This window comes from Streptomyces bungoensis, assembly GCF_001514215.1.
GTDB classification, from domain to species: domain Bacteria; phylum Actinomycetota; class Actinomycetes; order Streptomycetales; family Streptomycetaceae; genus Streptomyces; species Streptomyces bungoensis.
The window spans coordinates 150794-176357 of the sequence record NZ_KQ948860.1; the positions used below are offsets into that span (position 1 = coordinate 150794).

Here is a 25564-nt window from a genome sequence, read left to right on the forward strand (position 1 = left end):
GAGGCGCGCGGCCCGGAAACCCCTTCCAGCCCGCCTCGAGGTCGTGTCAAGGCCTTCCCGCCAGGGTTGAGGCACCGATGAAGGCCGCTTCGAGACCCGGGCGGTGTCACATCGGAGGCGCCCGGGCCGGGACAGAGGCCACAAGCCGGCTGTCCCGGCCCCAGGGGACGGGCGAGGCCCGCCGTCGCGCCGCTTCCCGCGGGACTCCCGTGCTCTGCCGACACCGACCTGACCACGCCGAAGCGGACGAACCGCCGTTGGTGAAGGGGTAACTGACGATGCCACAACTCACCCTCCGGGAGCTCGGGGAGATCATGCTCGAGTTCCAGGACCTCGGGTCCGCGGGCCTCCTCGACGCGGACCTCGATGCCGTCTTCGAGGACCTGGACTGCGACTCGCTGCTGCTGCTCCAGACCACCGGCCGCATCCAGCGGGAGTACGGCGTGGTCCTGGACCGCGACGGCATCGCCGCCGCGGACACGCCGCGCGCCCTGCTCCACCTGGTCAACAACGCCCTCGCGGAGGTGGCGGCATGAGGCTCAGCGGATTCAGCGAGGTGCTCCCGGGAGAGCCGGTCACCAACCGCGACATGGCCGAGCACTTCGGGCTGCACGAGAAGTGGCTCGACATGATGACGGGCAACCGCACCCGCTACTTCTGCCGTGCGGACTCCCCGCCCTCGGTGCCCAAGAGCACCTCGGACCTCGCGGTCGCCGCGGCCACCGCCGCGCTCGCCGACGCCGGGGCCGACGTGGCGTCCCTGGAGTTCCTGGTCCTGACCACCGCGTCGCCCGACCACCTGATGCCGGCCACGGTCAACCTGGTCGCGGACCGCATCGGGCTGAACGACGTCCCCACGTTCCAGCTGATGTCGGGCTGCGCGGGCGCGCTCACCGGGCTGTACACGGCCCGCGCGCTGCTGGCCTCCGGGCTGCGCCGCGGCCTGGTGATCGGCGCCGACACCTGTCTCAGGCTGTTCCCGTCGAGCGGCCAGATCGCCTCGATGTCCCCGGCCGAGCTGATCAACTTCGCCCTGTTCGGGGACGGCGCCGGCGCCGTCGTCGTCGACGCCGACCCGGAGGGGCCCGGCCTGCTGGTGGAGCACCTGTTCCTGCGGACGACGGGCATGGGGCGCAAGCCCGCGCAGATCGCCCGCTGGTTCGGCACGGAGGGCGCGGAGGTCACCGAGGGCCCCGACGGGCCGGTGCGCGAGCTGTGGGGCGAGGAGGACTACAAGGCCATCGAGCACCATGTGCCCGAGCACGCCGAGACCATCTTCAAGGAGCTGACGGCCGAGACCGGCTGGCGGCTGGACGAGGTCGAGCACGTGCTGCTGCCGCAGCTCAACGGGGTGATGACGGACGGCATCCGCAAGCGCCTCGGGGTCCGCGCGGAGCAGGCCGTCAACATCGTCGCGGACACCGGCAACAACGGCAACGCGGTGCCGTTCGTCCAGCTCAACCGGGCGATGCAGCGCATCCGTTCCGGGCTCGGCGTCGGCGGGCGGATGCTCGTCGCCAACGTCGAGTCGTCCAAGTGGATCCTGTCCGGGCTGGCGCTGCGCCATCAGACGGGGCCCACGCGATGACCACCGCACCCACCGCAGCCGCCGCCCCGCTGAGCCCCGCCGCCGCGTCCCCGCTGGCCGAGCTGCGCACGCTGAAGCGCTCCGGCGAGCTGGCCGGCTCCGCCGCCCGGGTGCGCGCGCTGCTCGGCGCGCTCGGCGACCCCGCCGACCGGGAGGCGGCCGGCACGCTGCTCGGCGGTCCGGCCGCCCGCCGGGCGCTGGCCGGCTCGGCGGCGTTCACCCCGGTCGCCCTCGCGCTGCTCGCCTCCTCGACCGCCGACCCCGTACCGCCGCTGCTGACCACGGCACTGCTGGCCGAGGGCGTACAGCCCGACACGGCGACCACCGGCTTCAACCAGTGGCGGTTCGAGATCCTGTCCGGCGCGCCCACCCTGCGCGGGCACGCCCCGGCCGTGACCGCGTGCCTGCTGGACGACAGCGCCGTCTTCGAGCGGGTGACCGACCCGCTGGACGCCGACGAGGTGGTGGCGCGCTGCGCCGCCTTCCCCGCCGAACTCGCGTCCTGGCTCGACGCCTACGAACGCCACGTGGGCACGCTCGCGGTGCTGAACACCGTGCCGCTCGGCGCCGCCCGGCGCGACCGGTGGATCGACTACGCCACCAAGGCGCGCGTGGAGGCGGCCTGGCAGCGGATGAACGCGGCCGTGCTCGACCTCGCCGAGCGCCCGAACACGGTGGTGCTGTCGGCGGACGCGGTCGCCGGGCGGGTGGACGCCCGGTGGGCGGCCGGCGACCGGATGCGGCACATCGCCGCGCACGCGTTCGGCACGGAGTTCCTGGACGCGTACGCCCGTGAGGTGGCCCGGGTGGTCGTGGCCCGGCTGGGCGGCGCCCGCAAGTGCCTGGTCCTCGACCTCGACCACACGCTGTGGGGCGGGGTCGTCGGGGACGACGGCGTCGCGGCGCTGAAGATCGGCGGCGCGTACCCGGGCTCCGCCCACCGCGAGCTGCAGAGCCTGGCGAAGGACCTGTCGCGCCAGGGCGTCCTGCTGACCGTCTGCTCCAAGAACGACGACGCGGTGGCCCGCGAGGCCGTCGACAGCCATCCCGAAATGGTGCTGCGCAGCGGTGACTTCGCCGCGTTCCGCGCCGACTGGGACCCCAAGCCCGGCAACGCGGCGAGCATCGCCGCCGAGCTGAACATCGGCACCGACGCGATGGTGTTCGTCGACGACAACCCGGCCGAGCGGGGGCTGATGGCCCGGCAGCGGCCCGAGGTGACCGTCGTGGACCTCCCCGCCGACCCGTCCGGTTACGCCGCCGCGCTCGCCTCGGCCGGCTGGTTCAACCAGCTGCGGCTGACCGACGAGGACCGCGTGCGCGGTGCGATGTACCGGGCCCGCGCCGAGCGGGAGCGGCTGCGGGAGAGCGCCGACGGCATCGAGGACTACCTGCGCGAACTCGGCACCGAGATCACGGTCGAGGAGTACGGCCCGCTCAACGGCGCGCGGATCGCCCAGCTCTTCGGCAAGACCAACCAGTTCAACCTGACCGGTGTCCGCTACGCCGCGGACGAGCTGGCCCGGCGAGCGGCCGACGGCACGGCCGCGTTCTTCGGCGTCCGGGTCACCGACGCGTTCGGCGACAACGGTCTGGCCGGTGCGCTCGCCCTGGCCCGGGCGGCGGACGGGGCCTGGCTGATCGAGAACTTCGTGCTGTCGTGCCGGGTGTTCTCGCGGTCCGTGGAGCACGCGATCGCCGGCCTGGTCCTGCGCGCCGCGCGGGACGCGGGCGCGCCCGCCGTGTACGGCCGCCACGTGCCCACGGCGAAGAACGGGCGCTTCGCGGACTTCTACCCCTCGCTCGGCTTCGCGGGCGCGGACGGCGACTTCCGGCACGACCTCACCCATCTCGCCGAGCTGCCCGCCTGGGTGAGCATCGGCACCGGCGAAGGGACCTTCCATGCCCCCTGAGGCAACCGCGGCCGCCCGGGAGGCGGCCGAGCTGACCGTCGTCGACGCGCTGGCACAGTTGCTGGACGCCGACGAGGACGCCCTCGGCCCCGGCACGGCGCTGGCCGCGATCGAGGACTGGGACTCCGTCAACGCGCTGCGCGTCCTGGTCCACCTGGAGCGCACCCTGGGCGCGCCGCTCGACTACGAGAGGTTCGCCGCCGCCGAGACGGTGGGCGACATCGCCGCCGTGGTGGCCGCCGTGTCCGGGACGGCGCCGTGAGCGCGCCGGTGACGACTCCGCTGCCGGCCGCGCGGCGCGGTACGTACCTCTTCCTGGAGCAGGCGCGCAGCACCGCGCACGTCTACCTGATGGCCGAGGTGGACGCCACCGCGCTGCGCGCCGCGCGCGCCGCCGCCGAGCACCCGGCGTCCTACGTCAGCCACGTCGTCAAGGCCGCCGCCGACGTCCTCGGCGGCTACCCGGAGGCCCGTGCCGTGTTCCGGGCCGGCCGGGCGCCCCGGCTGAGCGTCGCGCCCGAGGTGCACGCCAAGGTGCTGTTCGACAAGACCGTGGACGGCCAGCGCTGCGTGGTCTCCGGCACCGTGCCGGACGTGCAGGACAAGGACGTGCACGGCGTGCAGGCCCTGATCGACGGCTACAAGCGGGCGCGGCTGGAGGATCCGGACGGCCCGTTCGCGCGGGTGCGCCGGCTGCAGCGGCTGCCGCTGCCGGTGTTCCGCCTGCTGTACCGGACGATGTCCCGCGATCCGCGGCGCCGGTCCCTGCTGCAGGGCACCTTCGCGGTCACCTCGATCGGCCACGAGCCGGTCGGCGCGATCCTGCCGCTGATCTCCGGAACGCTCGGTTTCGGCGTCGGGCACATCGCCGACGCCCCCGTGGCGCGCGCGGGCGGCGTGGTCGTCGCGCCCGTGTTCACCCTCTCGCTCGTCTTCGACCACCGCGTCATCGACGGCGCCATGGCCGCCGAGATCCTCGCCGGCGTCAAGAACCGGCTGGAGAACTGGGAGTCGGCATGACCCAACACACGAACCCGTCCGCGCCGGCCGAGACCGAGGTGCTCGTCATCGGCGGCGGCCCGGCCGGCTCCCTGCTGGCCACGCTGCTGGCCCGGCGCGGCATCCGCACCGTGCTGGTGGAGAAGCAGACCAGCCTGGAGCGCCTCTTCCGCGGCGAGACGATCGCCGCCCCGTCGGTCTCCTCGCTGCACCGGCTGGGCTTCGGCCCGGCGCTGCGCGCCCACGGTTTCCTGGAGACCACCTCCGTCACCACCTTCGCCGAGCAGCGCCGGGTGCTGCACGTCGACTACCGCAAGTTCGCGGACCAGCCGCTGCCGATCGACATCCCGCAGCCGGCCCTCATCCGCGTCTTCAACGAGGCAGCCGAGGGCCTCCAGGGGTACGTCCGGATGCCCGGCTGGAGCTTCTCCTCGCTGATCGAGGAGGACGGGGCCGTGCGCGGCGCGGTCCTGACCAAGGGGCGCGGGGAGCGCGTGTCGGTGCGCGCCCGCATCGTCATCGGCGCCGACGGCCGGTTCTCCAAGGTCCGCAAGGCGTCCGGGCTGCCCGCCGACATCGAGCCGATGGCCCGCGACTTCCTGTGGTTCCGGCTGCCCCGGCCCCCCGAGTGGGGCGACGAGGCCCAGCTCGTCATCGAGCGGGACAAGCACCTGGTGATCCTGCCCACCTTCCCCGACACGCTGCGCATCGGCCACAACCTGCCCAAGCGCAGTCTGGGCGAGCTGCGCGCGGCCGGGTTCGACGCCTTCAAGCAGGGCATCATGCGGCTGTCCCCGCGGCTGGCGCCGATCGTCGAGGAGCACCTGCGCTCCTGGGACGACACCGGCTTCCTGGAGATCTTCACCGCGGAGATGGAGGAGTGGGCGCGCGACGGCCTGCTGCTCATCGGGGACGCCTCGCACACGGCCACCCCCATCCTCGGCCAGGGCGTCAACCTGGCCCTGCAGGACTCCATCACGCTGGTCCCGGTCCTCGCCGAGGCGCTCGGCCGGGGCGGGCCGGAGCGGGTCGTCACCCGGGCCGAGCTGGCCGGCTTCGTGGCGCGGCGGCGCGCCCACAAGCTGCGCGTCACCGGCTTCCAGCGGATGCAGGAGGCCGCGCTCGGCACCGGCGACCCGCGCGGTGTGTTCCTGCGCCGCCTGCGCTACCGGCTGCTCAACGCCTTCCCCGGCAAGTACCGGGTGTTCGACAAGGTCATCAACGCCCGGCACGTCATCGACGACGTCGACCTGGCACTCGCCCACACGGGCTGGCCGCGCGCGGCCGACGCCGTCGACGCGAACTCCTACGAGGTGAGTGCGCATGACTGAGCAGATGTTGTCCGCCGGCGCGGGCCGGCCGGCGATCGCCGTCGTCGGCATGGCGGGCCGCTTCCCCGGCGCGCCGGACGTCGACGCCTACTGGCGGCTGCTGAGCGGCGGCGAGGAGGCCGTGCAGCAGATCCCGCCGGAGCGGTGGGACACCACCGCCCAGCTCGACCCGGCGCGGAAGATCCCCTCGGCGGCGGCGCTGCTGGGCGACGTGGACCGGTTCGACCCCGGCTTCTTCGGCATCTCGCCCCGCGAGGCCGAGGACATGGACCCGCAGCAGCGGCTGATGCTGGAGACCGGCTGGCTGACCCTGGAGCACGCGGGCATCCCGGCCGCCGCCGTCCGCGGCAGCCGCACCGGCGTGTACGTCGGCGCGCTGTGGCACGACTACCAGACGGCCCGCAAGGACCGCGGCGTCCCGACGACGCAGCACACGGCCGTCGGCAGCGCGCTGGACATCATCGCGGCCCGCATCTCCTACTTCCTGGGGCTGCGCGGTCCCAGTCTGGTCGTGGAGACCGGCTGCTCCTCCGGCCTGGTCGCGCTGGACCTGGCGGCGGGCGCGCTGCGCTCCGGCGACATCGAGGGCGCCTTCGTCGGCGGGGTGAACCTCATCCTGGTGCCCGACAACTCCGTCGGCCTGACCCACTTCGGCGGGCTGTCCCCCGACGGCCACTGCCGGGCGTTCTCGGCACAGGCCAACGGGTTCGTGCGCGGCGAGGGCGCGGTCGGCGTCTGGCTCAAGCGCCTGGACCGCGCGCTGGCCGACGGCGACCGGGTGCACGGCGTGATCGTGGACACCGCCGTCAACAACGACGGCGGCGGGCACAGCCTGGTCTCCCCCAACGTGGCGGCGCAGGCGGAGCTGCTGCGCGAGGTGTACGAGCGGGCCGGCGTCCCCCTCGACAAGCTGGCGTACGTCGAGGCGCACGGCACCGGCACCCTGCGCGGCGACCCGATCGAGACCGAGGCGCTGGGCACCGCGCTGGGCCGGGCCCGCCCGGCGGGATCGGGCCCGCTGCTGATCGGCTCGGCGAAGAGCAACATCGGCCACCTGGAGGCGGCGGCCGGCCTGGCCGGCCTGGTCAAGACGGTGCTGGCGCTGCGTCACCGGCACGTGCCGCGCAGCCTGCACACCGAGCAGCTCAACCCGGCCATCCCGTTCGCCGAGCGCAACCTGAAGGTCGCCACCGAGCCGGTCGACCTGCCCGCGGGCGGCGAGCTGTACGCGGGCGTGAACTCCTTCGGCTGGGGCGGCACCAACGCGCACGTCGTGCTGCGGACGCCGCCGGTGCACGAGCCGCCCGCCGTCACCGTGCCGGGCACCCTGCTGCTGCCGCTGACCGCGCACAGCGACGCGGCGCTGCGCGACCGGGCCGAGGCCCTGCTGGCCGTCCTGCCCGAGGACACCGACGCCGTCGTACGCCTGGCCGGGACGCTGGGCAACGAGCGCGACCACTTCCCGGCGCGCGCCGCCGTGACCGCGGACGGCCCCGCCGAGCTGCGCGAGCGGCTGGAGCGCTTCGTGGCGGACCCGGCGGCGGAGATCCCCGGTGTGGTCACCGGCCGGGCCAAGGAGCGCGGCCGGGTCGCGTTCGTGCTGCCCGGCCAGGGGTCGCAGTGGGCCGGCATGGGCCGCCGGCTGTACGCCGAGTCGCCGCTGTTCGCCCGGGTGATCGGGCGCTGCGCCGAGGCCCTCGCCCCGTACGTCACCTGGGATCTGACGGAGGTGATCTCCGGCGCGGCCGGCGACGGATGGCTGGAGCGCCTGGAGATGGTCCAGCCGACCCTGTGGGCGATGTCGATCGGCGTCGCCGAGCTGTGGCGGGCCGCGGGCGTCGAGCCCGACGTGGTGGTCGGGCACAGCCAGGGCGAGGTGACCGCCGCGACCATCGCCGGGCACCTGTCGTACGAGGACGGGGCGCGGATCATCGCGCTGCGCAGCGCGCTCGCCAAGCGCACGGTGGGACGCGGCCGGATGCTCGCGGTGGACCTGGGGATCGCCGAGGCCCGCAAGGCGCTGGAGGGCTTCGAGGACAGCGTGTCGCTGGCCGTCAACAACGGCCCGTCCTCGTGCGTGCTGTCCGGTGACTCCGACGCGGTGCTCATGCTCCGTGAACTGCTGGAGGCCGACGGGGTGTTCTGCCGGCTGGTCAACGTCGACTACGCCTCGCACTGCCACCACATGGACGAGCTGACCGACGAGCTGACCGAGGTGCTGGCGCCGATCCGGCCGCGGCGCGGCGCGGTGCCGCTGCTGTCGACCGTGACCGGCCGCGAGATGTCCGGTGACGAGCTCGACCCCGCGTACTGGGCGGCCAACCTGCGCCGGCCGGTGATGTTCGCGGACGCCATGGCGCGGCTGCTGGACGACGGAATCACGCACGTCGTGGAGATCAGCCCGCACCCGGTCCTCACCCCGGCGGTGGAGCAGCTGGCCGCCTCCCGGGAGCAGGCGGTGGCGGCGCTGACCAGCCTGCGCCGCGAGGAGGGCGCGCTCGCCGACTTCACCCGCGCGCTCGCCCGCGCCTACACCGAGGGCCTGACCCCGTTCGCCGCGCTGCCGTCGCGGCCGGGGGCGGCGGTCCCGTCGTACCCGTGGCAGCGGTCCCGGTTCTGGCTGCCGGACGCGGCCCGGCGCAGCGGCGGTCCGAGCGGGCTGGCCTTCGCGTTCACCCCGGCCGCCACCGAGCAGGACGTGCACGAGGGCCGTACCGAGCTATCGCTGCACGACCTGCCCTGGCTGCGCGACCACCAGGTGTACGACGCGGTGGTGCTGCCCGGCGCGGCGATGCTGGCGCTGGCGGTGGCCGCGGCCCGGGCGCGCACCGGGCAGAACCCCGAGGCCCTGCACTCCGTGCGGTTCCGCAGCGACCTGACGCTGACCGACGAGCCGGTCCGGCTCGGCGCGCTGTGGCGCGAGGACGGCGCCGACTCGGCGGGCTTCACCCTGACCTCGCTGCCGCACGGCGCCGACGCCTGGACCCGGCACGCCACCGCCCGGGTGGGTGCGGGCGGTGCGGGGCTGCCGGCGCCGGCCGGACGGCCCGAGGGGGCCCGGGACGTCCCGCCCGAGGAGTTCTACGACGCCTGTGCCGCCCGCGGCCTGAACTACGGCCCCGCCTTCCGCGGGGTGACCGCTCTGGCCGCCGGCGAGGACCAGGCGGTCGGCACGGTGCGGCTGCCGGACGCCTGCCTGGCCGGGGTGCGCCCCGGCGAACTGCACCCGGCGCTGTGGGACGCGGCCCTGCAGGTCACGCTCGCCCTGGTGCCGGGCGGCACCACGGTCGTGCCCACCGCGGTGCACCGGGTCGACTACCACGTGCCCGGGGACGCCACGGTGACCGCCGTGACCGCGCACGCGACCCGCACCGGCGACGGCACCTTCGACCTGGTCTGCCACGACGAGGGGGGCCGCCCGGTGCTGCGCATGGCCGGCCTGGCCTTCCAGGCCATCGAGGCCGCCGACGGGCCGGCCGTGGACCCGGCACGCCTGCACCGCTTCGTGTTCCGGCCCGCCGAGGAGCCCACCACCACCGGCGGGGCCGGCGGCCACTGGGTGCTGTACGACGCGGCCGGCACCGCGGGCCCGCTCGCCGCCGCGCTCACCGACGCCGGCGCCCGCGTCACCGTACGGCCGGCGTCCGCCGCCGCGGCCGGGGAGCTGCGGGCGGCCGAGCAGCCGGACGGCCTGGTGTTCCTGGCGCCCGGCGCCGGGCAGGGGCTCGACGCGCAGCGCGCCGGGCTGCTCGCCCTCGCCGAGGCCGTCCGGGCGGCCACCGCGCTGCCGGTGCCGCCGCGCGCCGTCGTCGTCACCGACGGCGCCCAGTCGGTGGCGGCCGACCCGGCGCCCGATCCGGGCGGCGCGCTGTACTGGGGCTTCGGCCGGGTGCTGCGCCGTGAGCACCCCGAGCTGTCCGCCGCCCTCGTCGACGTGCGCACCGCCGCGGACGGCTGGGCGGGTCCGCTGGCCGGGCTGCTGCTGTCCGCCGACCTCGAGGACCAGACCGTGCTGCGCGGCGCCGAGCGCCTGGTCGGGCGGGTGGTGCGGGGTACCGAGGAGGACCCGGCGGGCGACGCCGTCGCGCGGCTGCCGTGGGCCGGTCCGGCCCAGCCGTTCCGGCTGCGGCCCGACGGCTCGGGCCTGTGGGAGGGGCTGGCGTTCCGTCCGCTGGCCCGGCGGGCCCCCGCGGCCGGGCAGGTGGAGGTCGCGGTGGAGGCCGCCGCGATCAACTTCATCGACGTGATGAAGGCGATGGGCACGTACCCGGACACCTCGGCCGGGGCCGGGCTGCTGGGCGGCGAGTGCGCGGGCACCGTCACCGCCGTCGGTCCGGGCGTGACCGGGATCGCCGTCGGCGACCGGGTGGTGGCCTGCGGCTTCGGCGCGCTCGCCTCGCATCTGACGGCCCGCGCGGAGCACGTCCGGCCGCTGCCCGCGACGCTGACGGCCGCTCAGGCCGCCGCCCTCCCGCTGGTCACCGCGACCGCCTGGTACGCGCTGGCGGAGAAGGCCGCCCTGGAGGCGGGCGAGACCGTGCTGATCCACTCGGCGGCCGGCGGTCTCGGACTGGCCGCCGTCCACGTGGCCCGCGCCCTGGGCGCCCAGGTCATCGCCACCGCGGGCACCGAGCCCAAGCGGGCCGCGCTGCGCGGGATGGGCGTCGAGCACGTGCTGAACTCCCGCGACCTGTCCTGGGCCGAGGAGGTCCGGCGGCTCACCGGCGGGCAGGGCGTGGACGTGGTCCTCAACTCGCTGGCCGGCGCGGCGATCGAGCAGGGTCTCGGCGTGCTCGCCGAGGACGGCCGGTTCATCGAGGTCGGCAAGCGGGACATCTACGCCTCGCGCACCCTGGGCCTTCGCACCTTCGCCAAGGGCACCAGCTTCGCCGCGGTCGACGTGGCGGGTCTGATCACCCGGCGCCCGGCCCGCTTCGCACGGATCCTGGACGCCGTCTGGCAGCGGGTCTGCGACGGCACGCTGCCGCCGCTGCCGGTCACCGAGCACCCGTTCGCCGACGCCGCCGACGTGCTGCGCGGCATGGCGCGCGGCGAGCACACCGGCAAGCTGGTGCTCGTGGACCCCGCCGGGGTGTCCTCGGTCGCGCCGGAGCCGCTGCCCGGGGGCCGGCTGCGGCCCGACGCCAGCTACCTGCTCACCGGCGGGCTGGGCGCGCTGGGGCTGTCGCTCGCGGAGTTCCTCGCCGGGCACGGCGCCCGCAGCCTGGTGCTGCTCGGCCGCTCCGAGCCGGGCGCCGCGGCCGCGCGGCGGATGGAGGAGCTGCGCACCCGGGGCGTGGAGGTCACCTCGCTCCGCGTGGACGTCGCCGACCGTGCCGCGCTGGCCGCCGCCCTGGACGCGGTGCGCGCCGGACTGCCGCCGCTGCGCGGCGTGTTCCACGCGGCCGGCGTGCTGGACGACGCGGTCGTCGGCAACCTGACCGAGGCCCGGCTGGCGAAGGTGCTGGCGCCGAAGGTGGACGGGGCGCGGCACCTGGACGAGCTGACCGAGCAGGACCCGCTCGACCTGTTCGTGCTGTTCTCCTCGGTCGCCGGCCTGGTCGGCAACCCCGGCCAGGCCGGGTACGCGGCGGGCAACGTGTTCATGGACGCGCTGGCCGAGGCACGGCGGCGGCGCGGCAGGCCCGCGCTCGCCGTCCAGTGGGGCCCGTTCGCCGACATCGGTCTCGCCGCCGACGAGTCGATCCGCGGCGAGCGCCTCGCCGACCACGGCATGAGCGGGTTCACCGCCGAGGAGGGCTGGCAGGCCCTCGCCCACCTGCTGGAGGGCCCCGACCGGGTCGTGTCGTACGTCCCGCTGGATCCCCGGCACTGGTTCGACGCCTACCCGGAGACGGCGGCCCAGCCCAGCTGGGGCGTCATCGCCGAGCTGGCCCGCGACGGCGCCGCGGCGGGCGGTGGCGGCGAGGAGTTCCTGGGCCGGCTGCGGAGCGCCGACGACACCGAGCGGCCCGCGCTCGTCGAGGGCAAGATCCGCGAACTGGCCGGGCGGGTGCTGCGGCTCGAGGCGGGCTCCATCGACCGTGAAGCTCCCTTCAAGTCCCTTGGGCTTGACTCGTTGATGAGCCTGGAGCTGCGCAACCGCCTGGAAGCGGCGTTCGGCATGAAACTGTCGCCCACACTCCTGTGGACCTACGGCAGTACGGCGGCGCTCGCCGGAATGCTGGCCGGGCGCCTGAGAGGCGCCGACGAAGCCGCGCGGACGTGACACCGGGCCGGGCACCGCCGAGAGGCGGAGCCCGGCCCGCTCCGCTCAACGGGCAGGCCGTCACGCACGGGGGCCGGCCACCACTGCGAAGCAACCACTGCCGATCGCGAGGGACTTCTTGTGACCAGCACACCGACCCATGAGACTCCGGCCGGCCGGCAGTCCGGCGCCGGGCGCGGCACCGCCACCCCGCTCAGCCGGGCCATGGACACGATCAAAAAGCTGCGGGCGGAGCTCGAGGACGCCAAGGCCGGCGGCGGCAACGGCGGCCCGCTCGCCGTCGTCGGCGTCGGGCTGCGGCTGCCCGGCGGCATCGCCGACCTGGACGGCTACTGGGCCGCCCTGTCCGGGGGCCGCGACCTGGTCCGGCCGATGCCCGAGCACCGCAAGGAGCCGTTCGCCGCCGCGTGGAACGACCTTCCGCACCGCGGCGGCCACCTCGACGACGTACTCGGCTTCGACGCCGCGTTCTTCGGCATCAGCCCGCGCGAGGCCCGCAGCCTGGACCCGCAGCACCGGCTGCTGCTGGAGGTCGCCTGGGAGGCCCTGGAGGACGCGGCCCTGCCGCCGCGCGCGCTGGCCGAGGCCGGCCGGCGCACCGGCCTGTACGTGGGCGTGACCGGCCAGGACTACCGCGACTGGCAGCCGGCCGGGCAGGAGGACGCCTACTGGCTCACCGGCAACGGGCACTGCTTCGCGGCCGGCCGCCTCGCCTACACGATGGGGCTGATGGGACCGGCGCTCTCCGTGGACACCGCCTGCTCCTCCTCGCTGACGGCGGTCCACCTCGCCGGGCAGGCGCTGCGCCGGGGCGAGTGCGACGTGGCCCTCGCCGGCGGCGTCAACCTGATCCTCTCGCCGCGCTCCACCCGGCTGATCATGCAGACCAACTCGCTCGCCCCGGACGGGCTGTGCAAGGCCTTCGACGCCCGCGCGAACGGCTTCACCCGGGGCGAGGGCTGCGGTGTCGTCGTCCTGAAGCGGCTCGCCGACGCCCGGCGCGACGGGGACCGGATCCACGCCGTCGTGCGGGGCAGCGCCGTCAACCAGGACGGCCGCTCCTCCGGCTTCACCGCGCCCAACGTGCGCGCCCAGATCGCCCTCGTCCGGGCCGCCCTCGACGACGCCGGGCTGACCCCGGACGCGATCGGTGCCGTGGAGGCCCACGGCACCGGCACGGCGCTCGGCGACCCCATCGAGGTCGAGGCGCTCGTCGCCGCCCTGGACCGGTCCGCGGGCGGGGACACGCCGCTGCGCGTCGGCTCGGTCAAGACCAGCCTGGGCCACCTGGAGGCCGCCTCGGGCATCGCCGGCCTGATCCGGGGCGTGCTGTCGGTGGAGCGCCGGGCGATCCCGCCGGTCGTCCACCTGCGCACGCTCAACCCCCGCATCGACCTGGACGGCACGGGCATCGAGATCCCCCGCGAGACCGTGGCGTGGGAGGCCGGCGAGAGCGGTCCGGGCAGCTGCCTGGGCGTCAGCTCGTTCGGCATGAGCGGGACGAACGCGCACGTGGTGCTGGGCCCGGTGACGGCGGCGGAGCGCCCGGCGCCCGCACCGGCCGTCCCCGCCGTGCCCGGCTTCGAGCTCTCCGCCCGCGGCGAGGACGCCCTGCGCGCCTGGGCGGGCCTGCTGGCGGGCCGCCTGGAGCTGCTGTCCGACGAGGAGTACGCCGCCTTCGCCTACACCGTGACCCACGGCCGCGCCCGGCACGAGCTGCGGGCCCTGGTCACCGCGACCGACCGCGCGCAGGCCCTGGACGCCCTGCGCGCCCTGGCCGCGGGCACGACACCGGACACGGTGACCCTGACCCGGAGCACCCCGGACGCGCCGCCCGCCGACCTCACCGCCGGCCTGCCCCGCGCGGTCGTCGGCCTGCCGGCCTACCCGTGGGAACGCAAGCGGTTCGCACCCGCCGAGGCGCAGGACGCCGCCGCGGCCGTCCCCGCGGGTACGGACGGCACCGGCACCGGCACGGCGGACGCCGGCACGGCGACGGGGGACGGCGCCGCGCTCCCCTGCCTCCGCCTCGACTGGACCCCGTACACCCCGGCTCCCGGCGCCGCCCCCACCCGTCCGCTGCTGATCGCCGGTGACGACCGCGCCGCCGTGGACCTGCTCGCGCGGGCCGCACGCGACGGCGGGACGCGTCCCGTGGCCGTGCTCGACGCGCTGCCCGCCGACGACGCCGCGTGGCGGCGGGCGCGGGCCGCGCACCCCGGCGACCTGCTGCTGGTGCTCGCGGCGGCGCCGCTGCCCGCGACGCCCGACGCGCCCGCGCCCACCGCGCACGCCGCCGCCGTGGCCGCCGCGGCCGCCGCCGCGGTGCGCGCGCTGCCCGAGGGGCCCGGCCGGGTCCACCTCGTCACCTCGGGCGTCCGCCAGGTGACCGGCTGCGACCCGATCGCCCGCGGCGACCACGGGGTGCTGCACGGGCTCGCCCCGGTGCTCGCCCTGGAGTTCCCCCGGGTGTGGGGCGGCGTCGTGGACCTCCCCGCCGAGCCCGGCGCCGAGGACGCCGCGGCCGCGCTGGCCGCGCTCGCGGCGGACGACGCCGAGGACCTGCTCGCCGTACGCGCGGGGCAGGCCTACGCGGCCCGGCTGCGCCCCGTCGAGGAGGCGTCGCGGCCGCTGCCCGTGCGCTCCGACGGGACGTACCTCGTCACCGGTGGCCTCGGGGCGATCGGCCGGGTGCTGGCCCGCGACCTGGCCGCGCGCGGCGCCGGCCGCCTGGTGCTCGTCGGCCGCCGCCCGCAGGGCGGACTGCCCGCCGAGGCGACCGCTCTGCTGACCGAGCTGGCCGCCGCGGGCACCCCGGCGCAGTACGTCGCCGCCGACGTCGGCGACGGCCCCGCGCTGGCCGCGGCGCTCGGTGTGCTCGACGGCCTGCCCCCGCTGCGCGGCATCGTCCACACCGCGGGCGCCATCGCCCGGCTGCCGCTCGCCGAGGCCGGCCCGGACTCCTTCGCCGCCGCGCTGCACGGCAAGTTCACCGGCGCCCACTGGCTGCACCTGCTGGCCGCCGACCGCCCGCTGGACTTCTTCGTCCACACCTCCTCCGTCTCCGCCGTCTGGGGCACGAGCGGGTACGGCGCCTACGCCGCCGCCAACGGCGCGCTGGACGCGCTGGCCGAGCACGCCGCCGCGGACGGCCGGCCCGCGACCAGCATCGCGTACGGCCCGTGGGACCTGGACGGCATGGCCGACGAGGAGGCCCGCGCCCAGCTCGCCCGCATGGGCGTGCGCCCGGTGACGCGGGACCAGGGCAGCGCGGCCCTCACCCCGGCCGCCCCGCACGGCGCCCACCTGATCGCCTGCGGCCTGGACGCCGGACGGTTCCGCACCGTCATGAACGCCGTCCGCCCGCGCCCCCTCTTCGACACCCTGGACGGGACGCCGGACGGCACGCCGGAGACCCCCGCCGCGCCGACGCCCGCCGAGGAACTGCGCGCGGCTTCCGCCACCCGGCGCCCGGCCCTGGTCGCCCGGCAGGTGCGCGCCGTCCTGGCCGGGATCCTCGGCCACGACGACCCCGCCGCCCTGCCCGAGCGCACCGGGTTCCTGGACCTCGGCCTGGACTCCATCATGGCCGTCGACGCGGCGGCGGAGCTGTCGGACGTGCTGGGCCTGGACGTCGGTATCGGCGACATCTTCGGCCACCCCTCCCTGGAGCGGCTGTCCGCGGAGCTGACCGGCCGCCTGGCCGATCCCGGTGCGGCGCGCCCGGCCCGGCCGGCCGCCCGGCCCGCCCCCGCGGCCCCGCGGCCGGCCGGCACCGCCGCGCCGGCCGCGCAGCCCGCACCCGCCGCACCGGCCACGCCCGCGGACGCGGCCTCCGAGCCCATCGCCATCGTCGGCATGGCGGGCCGCTTCCCGGGGGCCGACTCCGTGGAGGCGTTCTGGTCGCTGCTGGAGGAGGGCCGCGACGGCGTCGGGCCCGTGCCCGCCGACCGCTGGGACGCCGAGGCGGCGGGTACCCCCGCGCAGGGCGGGTTCCTCAGTGACATCCGCCGGTTCGACGCCGCGTTCTTCGACATCCCGGCCCGCGAGGCGGAGAGCCTCGACCCGCAGCAGCGGCTGCTGCTGGAGGCCGCCTGGCACGCCCTGGAGGACGCCGCGTGCGCCCCCTCCGCGCTGGCCGGCAGCCGTACCGGGGTCTTCCTCGGCATCTCCAACTCCGACTACGCCCGGGTGCTGGAGAGCGGCGGACCGGACGGTCTGGACGCCTACTTCCCCACCGGCACCGCCCTGAACGCGGCCGCCGGACGCATCGCCTACTACCTGGACCTGCGCGGTCCGGCGCTGGCGGTGGACACGGCCTGCTCCTCCTCGCTGGTCGCCCTGCACCTGGCCGTGCGCTCGCTGCGCTCGGGCGAGACCGACCGGGCGCTGGCCGGCGGCGTCAACGTGATCACCGCGCCGTCCGTGTCGACGGCCGTGGCCCGCGCCCACATGCTCTCCCCCGCCGGGCGCTGCAAGACCTTCGACGCGTCGGCGGACGGCTTCGTGCGGGCCGAGGGCTGCGGGATGCTGGTGCTGCGCCGGCTGAGCGACGCGCTGCGGGACGGCGACCGGGTGCTGGCGGTCGTGCACGGCACCGCGATCAACCAGGACGGCGCCTCCTCCGGCTTCACGGCGCCCAACGGCACCGCCCAGCGCCGGGTGATCAGCGGCGCGCTCGCCGACGCCGGGGTCACCGGAGCCGACATCGACTACCTGGAGGCCCACGGCACCGGCACCTCGCTGGGCGACCCGATCGAACTCGAGGCCGCCTGGGACGTGCTGGGCCCCGGCCGCAGGCCCGGCGAACCGCTGCTGATCGGCTCGGTCAAGAGCAACATCGGGCACGCCGAGTCGGCGTCCGGCATCGCCTCCGTCGTCAAGACGGTGCTGGCCCTGCGGCACGGGCGGATCCCGGCCGGGCTGCACTTCGAGACGCCCAACCCGCACGTGCCGTGGCGGGACATGAACGTCCGCGTCGTCGACTCCCGCGTGCCCTGGGCACCCGGCGACCGGCCCCGCCTGGCCGGGGTGTCCGGCTTCGGGTTCTCCGGCACCAACGCGCACATCGTGCTCGGCGAGGCCCCCGGCAGCGCCGCGTCCACCGCGCCGCGCCCGGCGGACCAGGCCGGCCCGCTGCTGCTGCCGCTGTCCGCCCCCGACCCGGCGGGCCTGGAACGCCTGACCTGCGCCTGGGAGCGGACCCTGGAGCAGGCGGACGAGGAGCGGCTGCCCGACCTGGTCGCCACTGCCGGGGCCGGCCGGGCCCACCTGCCGGTGCGCCGCGCCGTCCTGGGCGCCGACCGCGAGGCGCTGCTGGCCGCGCTGCGCTCGGCGGCCGCCCCCGCCTCGGCGGCCACCCGGGCCCCGGCGGTGGGCCTGCTGTTCTCCGGGCAGGGCGCCCAGTACTTCGGCATGGGACGCGACCTGTACGAGACGGAACCGGTGTTCGGCGCGGTCATCGACGACTGCGACCGCATCCTGACCCCGTTCCTCGGCGACTCGCTGCTCAACCTGGTCTTCTACGGCGAGGACCCGCAGGCGGTGAACCAGACGCGGATCACCCAGCCGGCCCTGGTGGCCCTGGAGCTGGCGCTGGCCGCGCTCTGGGAGTCCTGGGGCGTCACCGCCACCGCGGTGATGGGGCACAGCGTCGGCGAGGTCGCCGCCGCGATCCACGCCGGGGTGCTCAGCCGCGAGGACGGCCTGACGCTGATCGCGCACCGCGCCCGGCTGATGCAGTCCACCGAGCCCGGCGGCATGCTGTCCGTCCCCGGCGACCCGGCGGACGCGCGGGCCTGGGCCGACGAGGCGGAGGTGGACGTCGCCGCCGTCAACGGGCCGGCGTCGGTGGTGCTGGCCGGCCCGAAGGACCGGCTCGCCGCACTCGCCGCCCGGCTGACCGAACAGGGCGTGCGCAGCCGGGAGCTGACGGTCTCGCACGCCTTCCACTCCCGGCTGATGGACCCGGTCCTGGAGGAGTTCCGCGCCGCCGTCGCCCCGCTGTCCTTCCACGTCCCGCGCATCCCGGTGATCGCCAACGTGACCGGCGCCGAGGCCGGCGAGGACACCTACGACGCGGACTACTTCGTCCGGCACATCCGGCAGCCCGTGCTCTTCCACGACGGTGCCGCCGCCCTGGCCGAGCTGGGGGTGGACGTCCTGCTGGAGGTGGGACCGGACCGCACGCTGGTCAACCTGGTGCGGGCGGCCGGCCTGACCCCGGCCGGCGGGGGCGTGCCCTCGCTGCATCGCGGCGGCGCCGACCGCGCCCAGCTGCTGGCCGCCGCCCGGCACCTCTACGAGCACGGCCAGGAGCTCGACTTCACCGCCGTGACCGGCCGCCCGGCCGGCCCCGCCCCGGCGCCGCGCTACCCGTTCGCGGACACCGCGTACTGGACCTCGGCCGCACAGGCGGCCCGCCCGGCGGACGGCCCGTCGCGCCCCGCCCGCGGCCGGCACTGGGGCGCCGAGCTGAAGTCCCCCGCGCTCAGCGGGCGCGCCTTCTCCTTCGCGCGCCGCTGCGACTTCCCCGCCTACCTCACCGACCACCGCCTCTACGGCACGGTCGTCACCCCGGCCGCCTCCCACCTGGCCACGGTGGTGTCGGCGCTCGGCGGGGACGGCTCACCGGTGCTGGTCCGGGACCTGATCTGCCCCCGGGCGCTCGTCATCAAGGACGGCGAGGAGTACGAGGTGCAGATCACCGTCGACCGGCCCGGACCCGACGGCGGCGCCGAACTGTCGGTGCAGAGCCTGCTCGACGCCGAGCGCGGCATCTGGCAGAAGCACATCGGCGGCCGCTACTCGGCCCCGGCCGTCGAGGACACCCACCGGCCGCGCCCCGACGACCGCGCCGCGTTCACGGCGTCCGCCGACCGGCACCTGACCCGCGCCGACTTCTACGACCACTTCCGCACCCTCGGCTACACCCTCGGCCCGTCCTTCCAGTGGATCGACGAGGCGTGGATCCGCGGCGAGGAGGCGCTCGTGCGCTACCGGATGCCCGAACTGCCCGACGACCCGGCCGACTACGAGCTGTACCCCGGCCTGATCGACTCGTGCTTCCAGAGCATCGCGGTGTTCCTGGTCGACGACGGCGCGGCCGAGGCGCCGTCCCTGGCCATCCCGTTCGCCGCGCGGGAGCTGTCCTTCCACGGACGGCCGCTCGCGGACGGCGAGCTGTGGGGCCGGGTGCGGGTGCTGCGCGCCGAGCCGCTGGCCAACGACCGGCTGCGGGTGGAGACCGCCGACCTGCACCTGTACGCCGTCGACTCCGCCACCGGCGCCGAGCACAGCGTGTTCCGCGCCGACGAGTTCCGCATCCGGCACGCGGCACGGGAGGTCCTGGAGGCCGGCCTGCGCGACGACCGCCTGGTGCGGGTCCTGGAGTGGGTGCCGCTGCCCGACGCGGCGGACACCCCGCGGGCCGGCTCCCGCTCCGTGGCCCTGCTGGGCGACGACGACGCGCTGGCCGGCGCCCTGACGGCGGCCGGGCACCGGGTCACCGTGCACGCAGGTACCGCACCGGACCGGCCCGACGCCGACCTGGTGGTGGACGCCCGCTGGCTGCGCGGCGGATCCGGCGCCCGCGCCGCACTGGACGCGACCCGCGCGGTGGCGGCCACCCTGCGGTCCCTCCCCCAGGAGCTGCCCTACGCCCTGCTCGCCGACGGCGGCACCGGCCGCGCCCCCTTGCGCGAGGCCCTGTTCGGGCTGCTCACCTCCGTGGAGGCCGAGCAGGCGGAACGGCGGCTGACCCGGCTGCGCCTCGACGCCGGATGGAGTGCCGAGGGGCTCGCCGCGCTGGTGGGCGCGCTGCCGGAGGAGACCCGGCTGGCGCTGGCCGCCGACGGGGTGCGGGGCGCCCGGCTGGCCGACCTGCCCGCGCAGCCCACCACCCGCCAGGACGCCGGCGGCGCCCTGATCACCGGCGGGCTCGGCGCGCTCGGCCTGGCCGTGGCCGCCGCGCACGCCGCGCGGGGCGGCGACCGGCTGACCCTGATGGCCCGGTCCGCGCCCGGCCCCGTCGAGCAGCGGGTGATCGACGCGCTGACCGCGTCGGGCGTGCGGGTGACGACCGTGCGCGGCGACGTCACCGACCCGGACGACGTCGCCCGGGCCGTCTCGGCCGCCACCGCCGACGGACCGCTGGGCACCGTCTACCACCTGGCCGGCATCAACGCCGACGCCGCCTTCCCGACGCTGACGGACGCCTCGTACGAGAAGGTCTTCCAGGCCAAGGCGCTGGGGGCGGACGTCCTCGTCGACGCGGTCGCCGGGCACGCCCCGCGGTCCGTGGTGCTGTTCTCCTCGGTCTCGGCGGTGCTCGGCTCCGCCGGCCAGGCCAACTACGCGGCCGCCAACGGCTATCTGGACGGCCTGGCCGAGGCGCTGCGCGCCGGCGGCACGGCCGCGACCAGCGTCAACTGGGGCCCGTGGGTGCCGGAGGCGAAGGGCGGCATGGCCGCCGACGCGGCCGTCGCGCGGGCGGCGCAGCGGCTCGGCATCCGGGCCCTGTCCGACGCGGACGCCGCGCTGCCGCTGGCCGTCGCCGCTGAGGGCGAGTGGGACCGGCTGGTCGTGGTGGCCCTGGACGCTGCCCGCTACGCCGAGCGCACCGCGGGGCACCCCCGGGGCGCACTGGTCGCGGCCCTCGCGGAGGCCGTGCCCGCCGCCGCGGCACCGCGCGGTGAGGCCGAGCCCGAGGGCTGGCTGCGCGACCGGCTGCGCGAGAGCGGTGCCGAGGACGCCGAGTACGCGCTGCGGGACGCGGTGCGCGGCCTCGTCGCCCGGATGCTCGGCTCGCAGGACGGGCTGCCCGCGGACGGCTCCGGCGACGCCGAGGGCTTCTCGCAGCTCGGCCTCGACTCGATCATGGCGATCGACCTGCGGACGGCTCTCGCCCACGCCATGGGCCGCGCCCTGCCCGCCACGGTCGCCATCGACCACCCCAGCGTCCTGGCGATGAGCGGCTTCCTCACCGCGCTCACCGCGCCGGACGCCCCGGCGGCCGAGCCGGCCCCGGTGCGCGCGCCGGCGGCCGTGGCCGCGGGCGCCCCGACCGGACCGGCCGGATCCCCGGGCACCGCCCTCGACGCACTCGACACCCTCGACTCCCTCGAGGACCTCTCCATCGACGAGCTGCTCCGGGCCGTCGACGACGACCTCGCCCAGGACCAGTGAGCAGGCGATGACCACCGAAGCGCAGGAGCAGTGAGATGCCCGAAGAGTCTGTGAAACCGGAAGAACTGCGGCGGGTGATCCAGGACCAGCTCAGGCTGTCCCGCCGGCTCAAGGAGAAGCTCGCCGCGGCCGAGGCCCGCGCGCACGCCCCCGTCGCCGTCGTGGGGACGGCGATGCGGCTGCCCGGCGGGGTGGACCACCCGCGCGCCTACCGCGACTTCCTGTACAGCGACGACCCCGACTTCCGTGCCCTGTCCACGATCCCGGCCGACCGCCCCTCGCTGCGGGCCGTCCACCACCCCGAACCCGGCACCGCCGGCCGGTCGTACGTCGACCGGGCCGGGTTCCTCGACGACATCGCCTCCTTCGACGCCGCCTTCTTCGGCATCTCGCAGCGGGAGGCCGAGACCATGGACCCCCAGCAGCGGCTGCTCCTGGAGGTCTCCTGGGAGGCCCTGGAGCGCGCGGGCATCGCGGCGCGCCGCCAGGACCGGCTGCCGGTGGGCGTGTTCATCGGCGCGATGGCCTCGGAGTACGGCCGGCGCTTCGTCACCGACGGCGACTACAGCCGGATCGACCCCTACCACTCCACCGGCAGCGGCCACTGCTTCCTGGCCGGCCGCGTCTCGTACGCGCTGGGTCTGTCCGGGCCGGCGCTGAGCGTCGACACCGCCTGCTCCTCCTCGCTGGTGGCGATCCACCAGGCGGTGCGGTCGCTGCGCTCGGGCGAGTGCGGGTACGCGCTGGCCGGCGGCGCCAACCTGATCCTGGGGTCCGAGCTGATGGTGGCCCTGTGCCAGGGCGAGGCCCTGTCGCCGGGCGGCCGTTCGCGCACCTTCCTCGCGGACGCCGACGGTTACGGCCGCGGCGAGGGCGTCGGCGTGATCGCGCTGATGCGGCTGGACGAGGCGGTGGCCCAGGGCCGTGAGGTGCACGCCGTGATCCGCGGCACGGCCGTCAACCACGACGGCGCGTCCTCGGGGTTCACCGTGCCCAGCGGCCCGGCCCAGCAGGAGGTGGTCCGGGCCGCGCTGGCCGACGCCCGCGTCGAACCGTCCGCCGTGGGCTACGTAGAGGCGCACGGCACCGGCACCGCCCTCGGCGACCCGATCGAGGTGGGCGCGCTGGACGCGGTGATCGGCACCGGGGCCGAGGGCCGGACGGAGCCGGTGGTGCTGGGCAGTGTGAAGGCGCGCATCGGGCACCTGGAGGCGGCGGCCGGCATCGCCGGGGTGCTGAAGCTGGTCGTGCTGCTCGGCGAGGAGTCCCTGCCGGCGGCGGTGCAGTCCGGCGACGGACGGCTCAACTCCCTGATCCCGTGGGACCAGATCGCCCTGGACGTGCCCCGGAAGGCCGGCGCGTGGCGGGTGCCGCCCGGCGCCCGGGTGGCCGGGATCAGCTCCTTCGGCCTGTCCGGCACCAACGCCCACGCGGTGCTCTCCGGGCACGTCACGGCCGCGGCCGGCGGGGCGGCGCCGGAGCCGGGCCACCCGGAACTGCTCACGCTGTCCGCCAAGGACCCGGCGGCGCTGGCCGAGCTCACCGAGCGGGTGCGCACCGCGCTGGCCGGGCGGGACGCCGCCGGGGTCGCCGCGCTGTGCCACACCATGCGTGCCGGGCGCGTCCACTTCGGGCACCGGCTCGCCGTGGTCGGCACCGACGCCGGCGAGCTGGTCGCCGCGCTCGCCGGCGTGCGGCGCGGCACCGGCGCACCGGCCGTCGACCGGGTCACGCTGACGGCGTCCGGGCCCGACGAGGTCCTGGAAGGGGCGCTGGACGTGCTCGCCCGGCGCTTCCCCGGGCTCGCGGCGGCGGCGCGGGGCTCGGCGGCCCCCGCCGGCCGGCTGGGCGGGCTGCTGGCCGCGCTCGGCGTCCGCACGTCGGCCGGCCCGGCCGGGGAGCGGGACGCGGCCCCGGCCGCGTACCTGAAGGCCGCGGGCGAGATCCTGCCGCTGGTCACCGACGACCCGGAGGCCGCGCCCCGGCTGCTGGCGGCGGCGCTCGCCGCGCTGTACCACGGCGGCGCCGACCTGCGGCTGGACCGGCTGGCGGCGCCCGGCGCCCGTTTCACGGACGCGCCCACCTACCCGTTCCAGCGCAAGCGGTTCTGGGTGGACGAGCCCGAGCCGGGCCGTCCCGCCGACGCGCCCGCCGTGGCGGAGGCGTCCGCGCCGGCGCCCCGGGACACCGCCGAGGTCTGCGGCTACCTCGCCGCCGAACTGGCCGCCGTCCTCAAGGCGGACGGCCTGCTGCCGATCGACGTGCCGTTCTGCGAGGTCGGCGGCGACTCCTTCACCGCGATGATGCTCACCAAGAGCGTCGAGCAGCGCTACGGGGTCGAACTGCCCACGCTCGACTGCCCGGTGGAGATGCCCGTCGGCGATCTCCTCGTGCACCTCGGCGACCAGCTGTCCGCCGCCATGGGATGGGAGAAATGAACAGATCGCCGAACGGTTCCACGTGCCGCCCCGTGACGAGTGGGGCGCACGGCCTCACCTCCGTCTTCCACCGCCCCCGCCCGGTCGACGCGCCCGCGCTGCGGCTGATCGGCTTCCACCACGCGGGCGGTTCCGCGGCCGTCTACCGGCCGCTCGTCCACCACCTGCCCGACGACTGGGACCTGCTCCTGCTCGACCTGCCCGGGCGCGGCCGCCGCGCCGGGCAGGCCCCCCTGGACGCCATGACCGACGTGGTCGCGACCGCGGTCGCGGACGTGCTGCCGTGGGTCGACGGCACCCCGCTGGCCCTGTTCGGCCACAGCATGGGGGCGATCGTCGCGCTGGAGACGGCCCGCTCCCTGGAGGGCCTGGACCGGGCCCCGGTGTGGACGGGCGTGTCGGGCCGGGTCGCCCCGCGCTTCAGCCGGCCCGGCGAGACCCCGCTCAGCACGCTCGACGACGAGGCGCTGCTGCGGGTGCTGCACGGCCTGGGCGGCATGCCGGAGCGCATCACCGAGGCCCCCGACTTCCTCGAGCGGTTCCTGCGCGTCGTGCGCGCCGACCTCACCGCGGTCGACCACTACCGCCCGGATCCGTCCCGTTCACCGCTGCGCTCGCCGCTGACGGTGTTCGGCGGCACCCAGGACGCGTGGGCGCCGCCGTCGGCGATGCACCTGTGGCGGCGGGAGACCGCCTGCCGCTACGCCCAGCGGTTCTTCCCCGGCGGCCACTTCTACTTCCTCGGCGAGCACTTCCGCGTCCTCACCCACCAGTTGGTCCGGCACGTCGACGCCTGCCGGACGGCCACCGCGCCCCACGTGGCGTAGAACAGGAGAGCACCATGCGTTGGGACAACGTCTACGTCGCCGGAGTCGGCGCCTATCTGCCCGAGCAGGTCGAGACGGCCGACGAGGCGGTCGCGGCCGGCCGTTACGACGCCGAGGAGGCCAAGGCCAACGGCATCCGCGCGGTGCGGGTGGCCGGCGCCGACGAGCCGGGCCCGGTGATGGCCGCCGCGGCCGGCAAGCAGGCAGTGGCCCGGGCCGGGCTGCCCGCCGACCGCTACGGCGCGGTGCTGCACGCCTGTGTCGGCCACCAGGGGCAGGACTTCTGGACCCCGGTCAACTACGTGCAGAACGAGGCGGTCGGCGGCTCCGGCCTGACCGTCGAGATACGCCAGGGCTCCAACGGCGGCCTCGCCGCGGTCGAGCTGGCCGCCTCCCACCTCGCCGCCCGCTCCACCCCGCAGGCCGCGCTGGTCACCACCGGCGACGCGTTCCGGATGCCGTACTTCGACCGGTGGGGCACCGACAGCCAGCAGGTGTACGGCGACGGGGCGGGCGCGATGGTCCTGTCCAACCGGGGCGGTTTCGCCCGGCTGCGGTCCACCGCGAGCTACTCCGACTCGTCCCTGGAGCCCATCTACCGCGGCACCGGCGGCTGGACCGACGGACCGTTCCTGGACGGCAGGCCGGTGGACCTGCGCTCCCGCAAGACCGACTACCTGCTCCAGGAGGAGGGTGCCTACGACCGGGTCATCCAGCAGATGACGAAGCACGCCTCCGCGGTGCTGGAGGAGGCGCTGGCGGACGCCGACGCGAAGCTGTCGGACGCCCGCTTCTTCGTGCACGCGAACATCGCCGAGACGATCGCGGAGTTCTCCTTCTACTCCCTGCTCGGCGTCGACCGGGCCACCACCACCTACGACTGGGGGCAGGACTACGGCCACATGGGCGCCGGCGACCAGCTCATCGGCATCGACCACGTCGTCGGCACCCGCGACCCCAAGCCCGGCGACCTGCTGGTCTCCATGGGCGTCGGCGTCGGGTTCATGTGGACGGTCGCCGTCCTGGAGTTCACCGACACGCCCCGGTGGTGAC

At 76.3% G+C, this 25564-nt stretch carries 11 protein-coding genes; all 11 read left to right on the forward strand.

From position 1 onward, the window contains the following. The first annotated feature begins 278 nt into the window (after positions 1–278). The 11 genes from AQJ66_RS21030 to AQJ66_RS21080 all read left to right on the forward strand — a co-directional run bounded on the left by AQJ66_RS21030 (position 279) and on the right by AQJ66_RS21080 (position 25563). Positions 279–536: a phosphopantetheine-binding protein gene (locus tag AQJ66_RS21030; protein WP_061924425.1), complete on the forward strand. Its 258-nt coding sequence runs from the start codon at positions 279–281 to the stop codon at positions 534–536. After that, complete coding sequence (locus AQJ66_RS21035) at positions 533–1588, forward strand: 3-oxoacyl-[acyl-carrier-protein] synthase III C-terminal domain-containing protein (protein ID WP_061924428.1); 1056 nt, start codon at positions 533–535, stop codon at positions 1586–1588. The genes AQJ66_RS21030 and AQJ66_RS21035 overlap by 4 nt, the downstream gene beginning before the upstream one ends. Continuing rightward, positions 1585–3501 carry an HAD-IIIC family phosphatase gene (locus AQJ66_RS21040; RefSeq protein WP_061924433.1) on the forward strand — a complete coding sequence of 639 codons (1917 nt, stop codon included), beginning with the start codon at positions 1585–1587 and terminating at the stop codon, positions 3499–3501. Before AQJ66_RS21035 ends, AQJ66_RS21040 begins: the two co-directional genes overlap by 4 nt. Further along, positions 3491–3763, forward strand: coding sequence for an acyl carrier protein (locus AQJ66_RS21045; RefSeq protein ID WP_061924437.1), 273 nt, complete (start codon positions 3491–3493; stop codon positions 3761–3763). The genes AQJ66_RS21040 and AQJ66_RS21045 overlap by 11 nt, the downstream gene beginning before the upstream one ends. Further along, positions 3760–4521: a 2-oxo acid dehydrogenase subunit E2 gene (locus AQJ66_RS21050; RefSeq protein WP_208611410.1), complete on the forward strand. Its 762-nt coding sequence runs from the start codon at positions 3760–3762 to the stop codon at positions 4519–4521. Before AQJ66_RS21045 ends, AQJ66_RS21050 begins: the two co-directional genes overlap by 4 nt. Beyond that, positions 4518–5831 carry an FAD-dependent monooxygenase gene (locus AQJ66_RS21055; RefSeq protein ID WP_063804060.1) on the forward strand — a complete coding sequence of 438 codons (1314 nt, stop codon included), beginning with the start codon at positions 4518–4520 and terminating at the stop codon, positions 5829–5831. Before AQJ66_RS21050 ends, AQJ66_RS21055 begins: the two co-directional genes overlap by 4 nt. Continuing rightward, positions 5824–12060, forward strand: coding sequence for a type I polyketide synthase (locus AQJ66_RS21060; protein WP_061924441.1), 6237 nt, complete (start codon positions 5824–5826; stop codon positions 12058–12060). Before AQJ66_RS21055 ends, AQJ66_RS21060 begins: the two co-directional genes overlap by 8 nt. A gap of 120 nt (positions 12061–12180) precedes the next feature. Continuing rightward, positions 12181–21246 carry a type I polyketide synthase gene (locus AQJ66_RS21065; protein ID WP_061924444.1) on the forward strand — a complete coding sequence of 3022 codons (9066 nt, stop codon included), beginning with the start codon at positions 12181–12183 and terminating at the stop codon, positions 21244–21246. A gap of 35 nt (positions 21247–21281) precedes the next feature. Further along, positions 21282–23684 carry a beta-ketoacyl synthase N-terminal-like domain-containing protein gene (locus tag AQJ66_RS21070; protein ID WP_061924447.1) on the forward strand — a complete coding sequence of 801 codons (2403 nt, stop codon included), beginning with the start codon at positions 21282–21284 and terminating at the stop codon, positions 23682–23684. A gap of 32 nt (positions 23685–23716) precedes the next feature. Continuing rightward, positions 23717–24511: a thioesterase II family protein gene (locus AQJ66_RS21075; RefSeq protein WP_061924450.1), complete on the forward strand. Its 795-nt coding sequence runs from the start codon at positions 23717–23719 to the stop codon at positions 24509–24511. Positions 24512–24525: 14 nt separating this feature from the next. Beyond that, on the forward strand, positions 24526–25563 hold the full coding sequence (locus tag AQJ66_RS21080) for a ketoacyl-ACP synthase III family protein (protein ID WP_061924452.1): 1038 nt from the start codon (positions 24526–24528) through the stop codon (positions 25561–25563). Position 25564: the final 1 nt, after the last annotated feature.

What these genes read in the sequence shown, in the direction of transcription:
- AQJ66_RS21030 (WP_061924425.1), top strand. Translation starts at nt 279, where the DNA reads ATGCCACAACTCACCCTCCGGGAGCTCGGGGAGATCATGCTCGAGTTC.
- AQJ66_RS21035 (WP_061924428.1), top strand. Translation starts at nt 533, where the DNA reads ATGAGGCTCAGCGGATTCAGCGAGGTGCTCCCGGGAGAGCCGGTCACC.
- AQJ66_RS21040 (WP_061924433.1), top strand. Translation starts at nt 1,585, where the DNA reads ATGACCACCGCACCCACCGCAGCCGCCGCCCCGCTGAGCCCCGCCGCC.
- AQJ66_RS21045 (WP_061924437.1), top strand. Translation starts at nt 3,491, where the DNA reads ATGCCCCCTGAGGCAACCGCGGCCGCCCGGGAGGCGGCCGAGCTGACC.
- AQJ66_RS21055 (WP_063804060.1), top strand. Translation starts at nt 4,518, where the DNA reads ATGACCCAACACACGAACCCGTCCGCGCCGGCCGAGACCGAGGTGCTC.
- AQJ66_RS21060 (WP_061924441.1), top strand. Translation starts at nt 5,824, where the DNA reads ATGACTGAGCAGATGTTGTCCGCCGGCGCGGGCCGGCCGGCGATCGCC.
- AQJ66_RS21070 (WP_061924447.1), top strand. Translation starts at nt 21,282, where the DNA reads ATGCCCGAAGAGTCTGTGAAACCGGAAGAACTGCGGCGGGTGATCCAG.
- AQJ66_RS21080 (WP_061924452.1), top strand. Translation starts at nt 24,526, where the DNA reads ATGCGTTGGGACAACGTCTACGTCGCCGGAGTCGGCGCCTATCTGCCC.